The sequence below is a fragment of the Shewanella sp. 125m-1 genome (assembly GCF_052977065.1).
Map to the genome: position 1 here is coordinate 35,610 of NZ_JBRILT010000038.1, position 11,814 is coordinate 47,423.

The 11,814-nt window shown below is 42.3% G+C and carries 12 protein-coding genes; 6 read left to right on the top strand and 6 right to left on the bottom strand.

Translation table 11 applies throughout. From position 1 onward, the window contains the following. On the top strand, nucleotides 1-393 hold the full coding sequence (rplQ, locus tag ACVBIK_RS15495) for a 50S ribosomal protein L17 (RefSeq protein ID WP_012153479.1): 393 nt from the start codon (nucleotides 1-3) through the stop codon (nucleotides 391-393). 1,781 nt (nucleotides 394-2,174) lie between these two features. Here rplQ and ccmE read toward each other — a convergent pair. Genes ccmE through ccmA form a run of 5 tightly spaced genes read right to left on the bottom strand, consistent with a single transcriptional unit; the run spans nucleotide 2,175 to nucleotide 4,954 of the window. Beyond that, a complete protein-coding gene (ccmE, locus tag ACVBIK_RS15500) occupies nucleotides 2,175-2,663 on the bottom strand; it encodes a cytochrome c maturation protein CcmE (RefSeq protein WP_447170044.1) in 489 nt (162 codons plus the stop codon). Further along, a complete protein-coding gene (ccmD, locus tag ACVBIK_RS15505) occupies nucleotides 2,663-2,860 on the bottom strand; it encodes a heme exporter protein CcmD (protein ID WP_447162248.1) in 198 nt (65 codons plus the stop codon). The genes ccmE and ccmD overlap by 1 nt, the downstream gene beginning before the upstream one ends. Continuing rightward, complete coding sequence (ccmC, locus tag ACVBIK_RS15510) at nucleotides 2,860-3,606, bottom strand: heme ABC transporter permease CcmC (RefSeq protein ID WP_447162249.1); 747 nt, start codon at nucleotides 3,604-3,606, stop codon at nucleotides 2,860-2,862. The genes ccmD and ccmC overlap by 1 nt, the downstream gene beginning before the upstream one ends. A 1-nt stretch (nucleotide 3,607) precedes the next feature. Beyond that, the gene (ccmB, locus tag ACVBIK_RS15515; RefSeq protein ID WP_447162250.1) at nucleotides 3,608-4,294 is read right to left on the bottom strand and encodes a heme exporter protein CcmB; all 687 of its coding nucleotides are present in this window, start codon (nucleotides 4,292-4,294) and stop codon (nucleotides 3,608-3,610) included. 9 nt (nucleotides 4,295-4,303) lie between these two features. Then, complete coding sequence (gene ccmA, locus ACVBIK_RS15520; protein ID WP_447162251.1) at nucleotides 4,304-4,954, bottom strand: cytochrome c biogenesis heme-transporting ATPase CcmA; 651 nt, start codon at nucleotides 4,952-4,954, stop codon at nucleotides 4,304-4,306. A 321-nt stretch (nucleotides 4,955-5,275) separates the two neighbouring features. Between ccmA and ACVBIK_RS15525 the strand changes: the two genes are divergently transcribed. Beyond that, complete coding sequence (locus ACVBIK_RS15525; protein ID WP_447162252.1) at nucleotides 5,276-5,569, top strand: c-type cytochrome; 294 nt, start codon at nucleotides 5,276-5,278, stop codon at nucleotides 5,567-5,569. A gap of 847 nt (nucleotides 5,570-6,416) precedes the next feature. Here the strand turns inward: ACVBIK_RS15525 and ccmI are convergent. Beyond that, nucleotides 6,417-7,670, bottom strand: coding sequence for a c-type cytochrome biogenesis protein CcmI (gene ccmI / locus ACVBIK_RS15530; protein WP_447164526.1), 1,254 nt, complete (start codon nucleotides 7,668-7,670; stop codon nucleotides 6,417-6,419). Nucleotides 7,671-8,101: 431 nt separating this feature from the next. Between ccmI and ACVBIK_RS15535 the strand changes: the two genes are divergently transcribed. The 4 genes from ACVBIK_RS15535 to ACVBIK_RS15550 are packed head-to-tail and all read left to right on the top strand — an operon-like array spanning nucleotide 8,102 to nucleotide 11,709. Continuing rightward, the gene (locus ACVBIK_RS15535) at nucleotides 8,102-10,081 is read left to right on the top strand and encodes a heme lyase CcmF/NrfE family subunit (protein WP_447170045.1); all 1,980 of its coding nucleotides are present in this window, start codon (nucleotides 8,102-8,104) and stop codon (nucleotides 10,079-10,081) included. A 16-nt stretch (nucleotides 10,082-10,097) separates the two neighbouring features. Continuing rightward, nucleotides 10,098-10,649: a DsbE family thiol:disulfide interchange protein gene (locus tag ACVBIK_RS15540; RefSeq protein ID WP_447162255.1), complete on the top strand. Its 552-nt coding sequence runs from the start codon at nucleotides 10,098-10,100 to the stop codon at nucleotides 10,647-10,649. 11 nt (nucleotides 10,650-10,660) lie between these two features. Then, nucleotides 10,661-11,128 (top strand): heme lyase NrfEFG subunit NrfF, encoded by a 468-nt coding sequence (gene nrfF / locus ACVBIK_RS15545; protein ID WP_447162257.1) that lies wholly within the window; start codon nucleotides 10,661-10,663, stop codon nucleotides 11,126-11,128. Continuing rightward, on the top strand, nucleotides 11,125-11,709 hold the full coding sequence (locus tag ACVBIK_RS15550; protein WP_447162256.1) for a TlpA disulfide reductase family protein: 585 nt from the start codon (nucleotides 11,125-11,127) through the stop codon (nucleotides 11,707-11,709). The genes nrfF and ACVBIK_RS15550 overlap by 4 nt, the downstream gene beginning before the upstream one ends. Nucleotides 11,710-11,814: the final 105 nt, after the last annotated feature.

The following is an 11,814-nucleotide window of genomic DNA, read 5'->3' on the forward strand; positions in this document are numbered from 1 at the left end:
ATGCGCCATCGTAAGAGTGGTCGTCAACTAAACCGTAACAGCAGTCATCGTCAAGCTATGTTCCGTAACATGGCTTGCTCAATAGTTCGTCACGAAGTGATTAAAACTACTGTAGCTAAAGCGAAAGAACTGCGTCGCGTAGTTGAACCTCTAATAACACTTGCTAAGAGTGATAGCGTTGCAAACCGCCGTTTGGCATTTGCTCGTACTCGCGACGCTGAAGTCGTTGGTAAGTTATTTACTGAATTGGGTCCACGTTTCCAGGAACGTCCTGGTGGATATACCCGTATTCTTAAGTGCGGTCTACGTACTGGTGATAAAGCGCCTATGGCGTATATTGAACTAGTAGGTCGTCCTGAAGCAGCTGAAGCTGTTGAAGACACTGCAGAGTAAATAAGTCTTAGTTTTAAAAGGCCGAACAATAGTTCGGCCTTTTTTATGCCTGAAATAAATTAATTTAATATGCTTCCCCTCTTTAGAAACCGCTCGATACTCATTAAGTATAAACATGCGATGATTCAGAGTGGGTCTAATGCTTCTGTAAAAATGATATTGATGGCTCCATGTTTCAGCCATCTTCGGTAACGGTTCCAGCTAGACTTTACCTGCTCCATCCCTCCTGTATATTTTACCTGCTATACCTATATAGCCGTTCAATACTGAGATTCGTAGAGTGTGAATTCAATATATCGGAAAGATGCTTATTTAATGTCAGTACGATGCAAGGTCATGCTGCTCGCAACCAGCTAAGATCATAGTTGGCCTGTTATACCAATCAGTATAAAGATTTGGTCGCTCAGCAAGAGTTTAGCGGCACTGAGACAAGGTCATTAAATGCTCATCGGTAACTGCTCCTGCGTTACTCTACCTCCTATATCCATATAGTCGTGCAGTAATGACATTCACCACATCTGACCTTCAGGGATGGAGGAAATGTCTTATGTATGTCGGGAACATACAAGACCATGTGGTTTGCAACGAGTGAAGAGCATAGTAATTCTACGTTTAAGCTCGTTAATACAGTATCAGAGCCGCTAAAACTCGCTATTCTGGCGCGTTTTTGGCTGCCTACTTCTGCGTTGAACAACTTCACAACGGAGTAACCATTCTTTCAGTTATTCGCCTTGAATTAGTTTGCCAAAAAACGTTCTGAGTAGATCAACTTCTTATACTGATTGGTATTAACGCAGCATTCGCGGCGTTAGCCTTGTTCAAAGTTGAAGTGCAGTACGGAGTATTTATGGCTGCTTACTTCAGTGTTGAATGATGTTTCAAGGGGGCAACAGTCCCATCATGTATTTGACTAGACATAATTTGCCTAAAATACTCTGGTAGAGCGCTTTATTATAGTGATTATAATTATCTCAGGAAGTTTTCAGTTAGCTAACGCCATGAGCCAAGATGTTAGCGATATCCACAGGCTAGTCGTTGCTGATTTGACTGCAATGCTAAGAACATGGAGTATGAATACTCAACGAGAAACGTAAACAGTGTTATCCGCAATATCAATTGATATAAGCAGGTGTTCTACTTAAAGTTAGTTCCCGGCATAATTAAGTAACTATCTGACTGTTCGGACGCATTATTTTTAGGTCACTTAACGCTGAATGGGGACATAACAACAGTAGAAGCAGATCTTTGATGTGAACCCTATTTAATCGTACTCGATATGCCAAGGTGCTCGTTCGCTTTGTGAAGCGTAATGGTAGGACTGCATATGTGTGTTTTTCGGATGCCTTCCTATTGTGCATCTTCCTTTCGAGGGCTATAAAGCTTACTTCAAACCCAATCTCTTCAACCCAAACTTAATCTCAAGCTCAAGCTCAAGCATAACCTGACGCTGCCTCTATTCTTGAGCTCATTTAATACCTCTTTGATACTATTAGTTAGATTTGTAGGAATATCTATTTTTTTGGTTGGTTTCTAGATGTTATTTCTGGCCGTTTTTGATTATGTTGTACTAAGTAGGCCTATATCAGCCTATATCAGCCTTATCAATACGTTTAGACGATAAATAGCTGCAATGCTGCCCAAAGGTGTCACGGTTGTATAGTGCGTGATAGAGAGCGTTACTGGCGTCCGGATAGCCTAGTGGTTGAACCTTATCTATTTTGATAGATACAAAAAAGCCTTCATGACGAAGGCTTTTTGATTAAGATGATAACGAGCTAGGCTTAGTAACCGCCAGTTTTTTGCTCTTGGTTATAATCCAGTTTCTCATGAGTTTGACCCATGGCTTCGGCAACTTCTGGTGGCATGTAGTTTTCATCATGCTTAGCCAGAACTTCAGTCGCTTGTAACACGCCCGGTGCAGCAAGTACGCCCTGCGCCACAATGCCTTGTCCCTCACGGAATAGATCTGGTAATAGGTCGTCATAAGTTACGATGATTTCACCACCTGCAGCGTCATGTACAGCAAACTCTACATGCAAACTCTCAGGGTCACGTACCATAGAGCCAACGGTTACCATACCGCCGACACGAATACGTTGACCAATCTCAGGCATAACCCCAGTATCTTTCTTACCTTGTACAATTTCAGTGGGTGTAAAGAAAAGGTTCAAGTTTGAATTCAGCGCATATAAAAGCAAAGAAGCGATTGCTGCTACACCGACAATTAGGGCTACAGCAAGGGTAAGGCGTTTTTTACGTCTAGGATTCACTATTTAATACTCCGAGTTTCTTTAAGGCGATCTTCGCGTTGGATCTTTTTTGCGATTTCAACTAATACCTTACGTTTCTGTCTAACACTAAGGACAACCAGGGTACCTAGTGAAAGAAAAGTTACACCATAAGCCAACCATACATAAAAAGCATAGCCGCCCATGTTGAAAAATTCACTAATTGAGTCGAACTGCATTATTTGACCCCTTCTGCTTTAGCAAGTTCACGCACCCATGGACGCATTCCATTTCGTGCTAAAATTTCTGATCTAAATCTCACTAATGTAATCGCACCGATCATTAATCCGAAGCCTGCGATGTTAATCAATAACGGGTATAGCATTTCTGTTGGCATCGTAGATTTTTCTGTGATGCGTATAGTTGAAGGCTGATGTAGTGAGCTCCACCAATCAACAGAGTACTTGATGATTGGAATGTTAATAACACCTACGATTGCTAAGATCCCAGCGGCTCTTGCTGCAAGCACTTTATCTTCAAAAGATGCATATAAAGAGATCACACCCAAGTATAAAAACAACAAGACTAGTTCAGAGGTTAGTCGTGCATCCCATACCCACCAAGTGCCCCACATCGGCTTACCCCACGTTGCCCCCGTAATCAGTGCAATAAAGGTAATCACCGCACCAATAGGTGCAATCGCAGCGGCGGCCCAATCAGCAGATTTTATTTGCCACACTAGACCAATGAATGATGAAGTCGCCATTGCCATGTAAGCGGCCATTGACATCGACGCTGCAGGTACATGGATAAAGATGATTCTATAGCTGTCACCTTGCTGATAATCGGTTGGAGCAAATGCTAAGCCCCATACTGTACCAATACCGATAAAAGAGATGGCAAGCATGGCAAACCAAGGTAGTAGGGTGCCTGAGAGTTTGTAGGCGCGTTCAGGATCCGCGTATGGATGTAACCATTTCCACATTTTAGTTAGTACTCACTCGTAAGGATGCACCAATTGCAAAAGGTGCTAACGTTAATGAACCGACCAGCATTGCGCCAATAATAGCGAGCTGACCATCATAGGGTAAATTCATACCAGCAGCATCAATCGCGCTGGTAGCAAAAATTAAAACAGGAATATATAAAGGCAATATCAATAGGCTTAATAACACGCCGCCTTTACGTAAACCTACAGTTAGAGCTACACCAATGGCTCCCAGTAAACTTAATACCGGTGTACCGAGGGCTAGTGTCGCAATCAATGCGCCATAGCTATTACCGTCTAGATGCAGTAACACTGCTAATAAAGGTGCAACTAAAATTAAAGGTACACCTGTTAATATCCAATGCGCCAGTACTTTAGCCAATACCATCAAAGGTAAAGGTTGAGGACTCAGTAGCATTTGCTCCAAGCTACCATCAGCGTAATCCGCCTTAAATAAACGTTCGAGCGATAGCATTGATGCTAATAGTGCCGCAACCCAAATAATGCCAGGTGCAACGCGTGTTAATACTTGAGGCTCGGGTCCGATGCCAAGTGGGAACAGGGTAACCACTAGGACAAAAAACAGTAGCGGATTGAAAATATCACCGCGATGTCTTATAGCTATCTGCAGATCCCGCTTTAACAGCGTGTTAAACGCTTTGGTATAACTGATACCTTTCTTCATTGCCAAACCTTATACAAAGCGATAATCGAGACGAATTTTACGAAGAATATCATCACCAATCACACCCATATCTTGGTGTGTGGTCAATATTACGCATCCCCCCCGTTTTGCATGGGCTAAAAACAGGTGTTCGAGTTCTTCAACGCCTTTCTTATCGATAGCGGTAAAAGGCTCATCAAGTAGCCATATCTTACAGTTGGTATGCCATAGTCTAGCGAGTGCTGTTCGTCTATGTTGACCTGCTGATAAATGACCTGCGAGCGCTTCTTCAAAACCTGACAGATTGACTTTAGATAGAATTTCACGAGTATCGAATTCATCATACCCACTAATTCTTAAATTGAAGTTAAGATTTTCTTCGGCTGTTAACTCACTTTTAACACCAGCAAGGTGGCCAAGATACAATAACTCATCATTGTACTCGTCACGACAGCGGTTTATGTCTTCACCCTTAAAGTTGATTTGCCCGGCATAGGGGCGAGATAAACCGGCGATAATCCGCAAAAGACTTGTTTTGCCAGCACCGTTAGGACCTTCGATTTGAACGATCTCACCTTCAGAAATATCGAAGCTAAGTTCATCAAATAGAATACGTTCTTCTCTGATGCAGGTTAAGTTATTAGCTGATACCAGTGTTGTTGCTTTTGATTTTTCTACCACTGAGCCCTCTATATCAAGCTGTATGAAAACACAAGAGATACTAACACATACACTTTCAAGCGTTTAGTCTTGCTTGTTGCTAAGTGTCAGCAATTTGATGTAGTTCGAATATTATGTATTTTCTATGAACTTTTTAAACATTTGCTAATATATTAACCTTTTTGAGAGTTATGTCTTGCGAAAACCCCATTGTCGCGATTAATATCACAAAAAGATGCCATTTGTTGAACTTTGTAGTAACCTAGCCGAGATTTAAGAAGTCTGCCGAATTTTATGAGGGCAGCGTGAGCTTTGTTAGAATTTGCATTAGGAACGTATAAAATGAAAAAATTATTAGCACTGACTGCAGCTGCAGCTTTGACTCTGTCTACAAGCGCTTTTGCCCAAGATGGTAAGGCTGTATATGACAAGGCATGTCAAGTATGTCACAGCATGGGTGTTGCTGGCGCGCCAAAGTCACATGACGCAGCGGCATGGGAGCCACGCCTAGCTAAAGGCATGCCAGCTCTAGTATCTTCTGTTAAGTCAGGCCTAAATGCTATGCCACCAGGCGGCATGTGTACTGATTGCTCTGATGAAGATTACACGAAAGCAATCGAGTACATGTCTAAGTAACTTTTAGTTAGACATTAAAAAAAGCCGGCATTAGCCGGTTTTTTTGTACCTGTTATTTGGTCTGCCATGTTGTTAGGCCGGGCTATTAAGATGTTTTATACCAATTAGTATAAAGATTTGGTCGCTCAGCGAGAGTTTAGCGGCACTGAGACAAGGTCATCAAATGCTCCTCGGTAACTGCTCCTGCGTTACTCTACCTCCTATATCCATATAGTCGTGCATTAATGACATTCACCACATCTGACCTCCAGGGATAGAGGAAATGTCTTATGTATGTCGGGAACATACAAGACCATGTGGTTTGCAACGAGTGAAGCGCATAGTTGAACTAGGTTAAGCTCCCTCTTGTTCCATAAGAGTCACAGTATCAGAGCCGCTAAACCTCGCCATTCTGGAGCGTTTTTGGCTGCCTACTTCTGCGTTCAACAACTTCACAAGGGAGCAACCATTCATTCAGTTATTCGCCTTGAATTAATTTACCAAAAAACGTTCTGAGTAGATCAACTTCTTATACAGATTGGTATTAGCCATGCATAGTGAGGTGTAACTTCCTTTATCTTGAGGCTCTGAATTGGCAGGCAAGGTATCCGTTTATATATTATCTAATGACTTTGGTGAACAATTTATAGAGTGGGATTTATTTGGGGTTTACGCGTAAGAACCATTCATTAGCTTGAATGAAGAATGTTTATACAAAATACCTGTCGTTAATGGAGCGGGTTTAACCTGACTATTTTGATGATGCTTAAGCTGAAAGGGGAGGCATCATCATCGGTACAATTTCCTGCCTCATAATATAGACATAAAAAAACCGGCTAATGCCGGTTTTCTCATTGGTAATTAGGATTTACTGTACTTGAGTATCTAGTACGAGTTGGCCAGTTTCACCGACTTTAACCATGGCTAGTGTGCCCTGGATATCACCAGTTTGCGCTCTAACGCTGCCATGTTTAGAAAGTACTGCAATGACTTCAACTGCTTTTGCGTCACTCAACTTAACGTTACCGCCCATATTGGTGCTGTCGTCTAGCGTGATGGTTACCGGTAGAGACTCAGCAGAAACTTTAGTCGCTGCAAGTGGAACCTTTGGACCTTCAGTTGAGCGAGCGAAGATGAATAACATATCAGTGCTAGACACTTTAGCTTGTAGTTCTGGAGAGATGGAGACTTCAACAGTAACAGTTTTAGCGGTTGCATCAGACTTTACATTCTTGTGAGCGTCATCATTTGGCATAACGCCTTCAGAGTTCATTCGCATTTTTGCGCTATCGATAGCGTTCATGATTGCACCACGATCTACGTCGCTGCGGTCGCTATCTAGGATTAGCTGCCATGCGTTAATCGCTTTTTGATAATCAGCTGTGAAGAATGAATCCATACCAACAAGTAATAATGTTGATGGGTCTTCAGCATCAAGTGCTAAAGCCTGATCAACGAGCGCTTGCACTGCTGGGGTCATCTGCTGGTTTGAACGGTAATAAAGCGCAGTGGCTTTAGGACCAAGCAGTTCAGCATGGACGCCGACAAGATCCATCGTCTTATCGAATGCTTTAATTGCATCATCGTAACGATTTGCAGAGATATAAGCGTGGCCTAGGCCAAACCATAATTGACTATTCTCTGGTTCAGCTTGTACTTGCGCTTCCATCATCTCTACACGCTGAGACATGATCTGCTCGGTTGTCTGGCCAGAATGTGGATCATTTGCAGTCATTGGTTGGTCTAGGTTTTTGTATGCACCCAAAGTTGAGTACATGTAACCACAAATACCAATAATAACTGCAGACATGACTGAAGGCCAAAGAATACTTTTTGGCTTAAGGTTGTTAACGAGTGATTCATCGTTACCTTGTTTCATATCTTGAAGTAAGCTGATTTCGAGCTCTTTCTTTAGTGCGTCAAACTCAGGTTGATCGAGTCGCTCATCTTCAAGTTCTTTCTCTAATGTTGAAAGGCGTTCATTGAATAATTCAAGGTTGGTATCTTTACGAACACCCGCTTCTTCAGCTCTCAGCATACGCTGCTGGCGGAAGTGTGGGAACCAAATTAGCGCTAAGCTAACCAACAGGAATGAGGCTATTAAAATCCAGAATGTGGTCATTATGTCTATTTCACTTTCGTTTGCGAAAAAGCGGATTCACCGCTGAACTAGGGATAAGATTATACGTAAAGATTATTCATTGAACAGTAATATAACCTTAAAAGGTCATAGTTGAGTACTTGTTCACAAATTGATTCTATTTGTAAATCTTATTGAAACTTACGGGAACTTTGTCTGTCAGACCTTAAAATTCCGCTAAATATGCTCGGTTTACAGTGGAATGTGATCTGCAATTGTTTATGTGTGTTTGTTAATAAGATAGGGGAAGAATGCGACAAGTCACCCATATTTGTACGAAATAGGCAGACATTAACAATAGCAAATACTAAACTGAGCTAAAATTTGTACCTTTTAATAGTGTTAACTACTAACACGTATGTAATGATTAAGCGATAGCTTAACAATACATGATTTAGGACTGAGGAAAACCCATGATCCCAGAATTAGGACACTTTTCGCTGATTATCGGCCTGGCATTTGCCATGCTGTTAGCCATCGTTCCTTTAGTAGGTGTAGCTCGTAAAGACCAGTACCTAGTGCGCTATGCTTGGCCACTAAGTTACGGTATGTTCTTCTTTATTCTCTTCTCCGTTATTGCGCTTGGCTATAGCTTTGCCGTCGATGACTTCTCTGTTGCTTATGTAGCACATCACTCGAACTCTGAATTGCCAATCTTCTTTAAGATTGCTGCAGTATGGGGTGGCCATGAAGGTTCTTTGCTATTTTGGGTATTCTCACTAGCAGCTTGGGCCGCGGCAGTTGCACTATTTAGTAAAGGTTTAGAAGAAGTCTTTACTGCACGTGTTCTTGCTGTTCTAGCGATGATCTTAATCGGCTTTACGCTGTTTATGTTGCTAACGTCTAGCCCGTTTGAGCGCTTATTCCCTATTCCTATGGAAGGCCGTGACCTTAACCCAATGTTGCAAGACGTTGGATTGATTTTCCATCCTCCAATGCTTTATCTAGGTTATGTAGGTTTCTCTGTTAGCTTTGCTTTCGCAATAGCAGCATTGATGAGTGGCCGTCTTGATTCTGCTTGGGCTCGTTGGAGCCGTCCATGGACGCTAGCTGCTTGGGTATTCCTGACTGGCGGTATCTCATTGGGTTCTTGGTGGGCTTATTATGAGCTTGGCTGGGGTGGTTGGTGGTTCTGGGATCCAGTTGAGAACGCATCTTTCATGCCTTGGTTGATTGGTACAGCTCTACTTCACTCACTTATCGTAACTGAGAAGCGTGGCGCATTCCGTAACTGGACTGTATTGCTTTCAATCTTTGCATTCTCTTTAAGTTTACTGGGTACCTTCATTGTTCGTTCTGGTGTATTGACTTCAGTTCACTCGTTCGCGGCTGATCCAAGCCGAGGTATGTTCATTCTCTTATTGTTAGGTTTAGCTATTGGTGGTTCACTAACCTTATTCGCCTTTAGAGCGAGTGAGATGAGTAGCCCAGCCCGCTTTGAGCTTAAATCTAAAGAAACGATGCTATTAATCTGTAACCTATTGCTGACAGTTGCTTGCGGTACGGTATTACTTGGTACGTTATATCCACTGCTAATCGATGCATTAGGCATGGGTAAGATTTCTGTAGGCCCTCCATACTTCAACGCAGTATTTGTTCCTATCGTTCTAGTATTATTTGCCTTTATGGGAATTGGCCCGAATATTCGTTGGAAGAAGTCGAAAACGGGTGAACTTAAGCGTCAGATTATTGTTCCAGCAATGATTGCCACAGTGGTTGGTCTAGCTGCACCTTTCTTGGCTGACGGTGAATTTAATATCTGGGTGGTATTCGGTATTGGTATTGCTGTATGGGTCATGTTGATGACATTCCGTGCCGCATACAACATCGTTAAGACTAAAGATGGTTCTATAGACATGACACGACTAGGTCGTAGTCAGTTAGGGATGATCATCGCTCACCTCGGTATTGCGGTATCAGTAGTAGGTGCCACTATGGTATCTAATTACTCAATAGAGAAGAGTGTACGTATGGGGCCTGGTATCTCTCAGGAGCTTGCGGGATACACATTCAACTATATTGAAACTAAGAATGTAGTAGGTCCTAATTACACTGCGCAGCAAGGTCAGATTGAAGTCTATCAAGGTGATGAATACGTCACATTGCTAAGACCGGATCGTCGCCAATATAATGTGCGCACTATGGATATGACTGAAGCTGGTATTGACTGGGGATTATTCCGCGACCTTTATGTGACGATGGGTGACCCAATTAGTCGTACCGAGTTTGCTGTACGTCTAAACTATAAGCCATTTGTTCGCTGGATTTGGTTTGGTTCTATCTTCATGATGGTTGGTGGTTTCTTCGCAGCTTCTGATAAGCGTTACCGTGTTAAGGCAACTAGTGCAGAAAAGAAAGCTGCTAAAGATGCCGATAAGTTAGCAACCGCTTAATTGGTATAGGGTAAGTATGAAAAAGCTAGTTTTATTTATTCCACTTGTCGTGTTTTTAGGTATGGGAGTGTTCCTTTATAAGGGGCTCTTCCTTAACCCACAAAAACTTGACTCAGCTTTAGAAGGAAAGCCGATCCCGGCTTTCCAGTTAGAAGTGTTAGAGTCTGGTGACACAGTTAGTAATGAAACACTGAAAGGTAAAGTTGGCTTACTTAATGTATGGGCAACTTGGTGCCCATCATGTAAGTATGAGCATCCTTTCTTGATGACTTTAGCGCGTAAGAATATTTTGCCTATCTACGGTATCAACTACCGTGATGATCGTCCTCTCGCTATCCGTGAGCTGAGTCGTGAAGGTAACCCATACGCTATCAACATCTATGATCATGATGGACGTTTAGGCTTAGATCTTGGTGTGTACGGTGCACCAGAAAGCTTCTTGGTCGACCATAAAGGTATTATTCGATACCGTTACGCAGGTCCAATTGATCGTAATGTCTGGAAGGAAACACTTTATCCAATGGTTCAACAGCTCCAGGCTGAAGCTGTGAAGGATGGTGCATCGTGATTAAATCATTAATGAAAGGCTTTACAGCTTTAGTGCTTTTGTTAAGCATGGCGTCACTCGCTAATGCCACACCAGTAGACACATATGAATTTAAGTCTGTTGCTAACCAAAAGCGCGCGTTAAGTCTTGCCCATTCTTTACGTTGTCCTCAGTGTCAAAACCAAAACCTAATCGATTCTAACTCTCCTGTTGCTCAAGACTTACGTCTTGAAGTTTATCAGATGGTCGATGAGGGTAAGGGGGATGATGAAATTGTTGAGTTTATGACGAGCCGTTACGGTGAATTCGTGCTTTATAAGCCAAGAATGGAAGCGAAAACATACGCGCTTTGGCTAGGACCGTTAGCGCTACTGTTATTTGGTGGCTTGATTGGATTCTTCTTCATTCGTAAGCAACGTATAGCAGAAGTAAACAATCAAGACTTAAGCACTGAAGATCAGCAAGAGCTCGATCGTCTATTAAAGAGAGATGCTAAATGAGATTGTCTATAGTGGGCCTGCTTGCAGCAACTATGTTGTTTGCTGTTGGCGCGCAAGCTTATCCAGGTATGGAGAAGCAAGCTGAAAGACAAGTTCAGTCAAGTGTCGATCTTATTAGTGTCTTACCTCAGCCATTTCCGATCGAAGCTGTACCTTTTAAAGACAGTAAAGGTAACGCCGTAGACTTTAGCCAGTATAAAGGCAAAGTTATCATGGTAAACATGTGGGCCACTTGGTGTCCTCCATGTGTTAGAGAGTTGCCGGCGATCAGTCGGTTCTCTGCCAAGATCGGATCGGATGATTTTGAAGTATTGCCAGTTTCAATCGATCTAGAAGGAAATAAGCAAGTTGAGCCATTTCTTAAATCGTTAGGAATGGAAGGCTTCAACACCTATTATGATAAAGAGCAAAAGCTAGGGCATGTATTTCCTTTGGAAACGATCCCAGCGACCTTTATCCTCAATAGGGAGGGGCAGTTAATTGCTTTTGTTCGTACTTTTGTCGATTGGGATGATGATAAGGCAGCGGCACTTATTAAGGGTTTCTTAGATCAACCTCTGCAACAAGTTAAAGCAGATTGACCCCAAGCACTCATAATCGTTAAAAAAAGGGGCTTTTAGCCCCTTTTTTGTACGTATCGTTTGTTAACTATGCATTTGATTCGATTATTCTAATTTAATTGAAAA

Coding starts and splice junctions, on each gene's coding strand:
- nrfF (WP_447162257.1), top strand. CDS start 10,661: ATGAAAGGCTTTACAGCTTTAGTGCTTTTGTTAAGCATGGCGTCACTC.
- ACVBIK_RS15550 (WP_447162256.1), top strand. CDS start 11,125: ATGAGATTGTCTATAGTGGGCCTGCTTGCAGCAACTATGTTGTTTGCT.
- ACVBIK_RS15535 (WP_447170045.1), top strand. CDS start 8,102: ATGATCCCAGAATTAGGACACTTTTCGCTGATTATCGGCCTGGCATTT.
- ACVBIK_RS15525 (WP_447162252.1), top strand. CDS start 5,276: ATGAAAAAATTATTAGCACTGACTGCAGCTGCAGCTTTGACTCTGTCT.
- ACVBIK_RS15540 (WP_447162255.1), top strand. CDS start 10,098: ATGAAAAAGCTAGTTTTATTTATTCCACTTGTCGTGTTTTTAGGTATG.
- ccmC (WP_447162249.1), bottom strand. CDS start 3,606: ATGTGGAAATGGTTACATCCATACGCGGATCCTGAACGCGCCTACAAA.
- ccmI (WP_447164526.1), bottom strand. CDS start 7,670: ATGACCACATTCTGGATTTTAATAGCCTCATTCCTGTTGGTTAGCTTA.
- ccmB (WP_447162250.1), bottom strand. CDS start 4,294: ATGAAGAAAGGTATCAGTTATACCAAAGCGTTTAACACGCTGTTAAAG.
- rplQ (WP_012153479.1), top strand. CDS start 1: ATGCGCCATCGTAAGAGTGGTCGTCAACTAAACCGTAACAGCAGTCAT.
- ccmD (WP_447162248.1), bottom strand. CDS start 2,860: ATGCAGTTCGACTCAATTAGTGAATTTTTCAACATGGGCGGCTATGCT.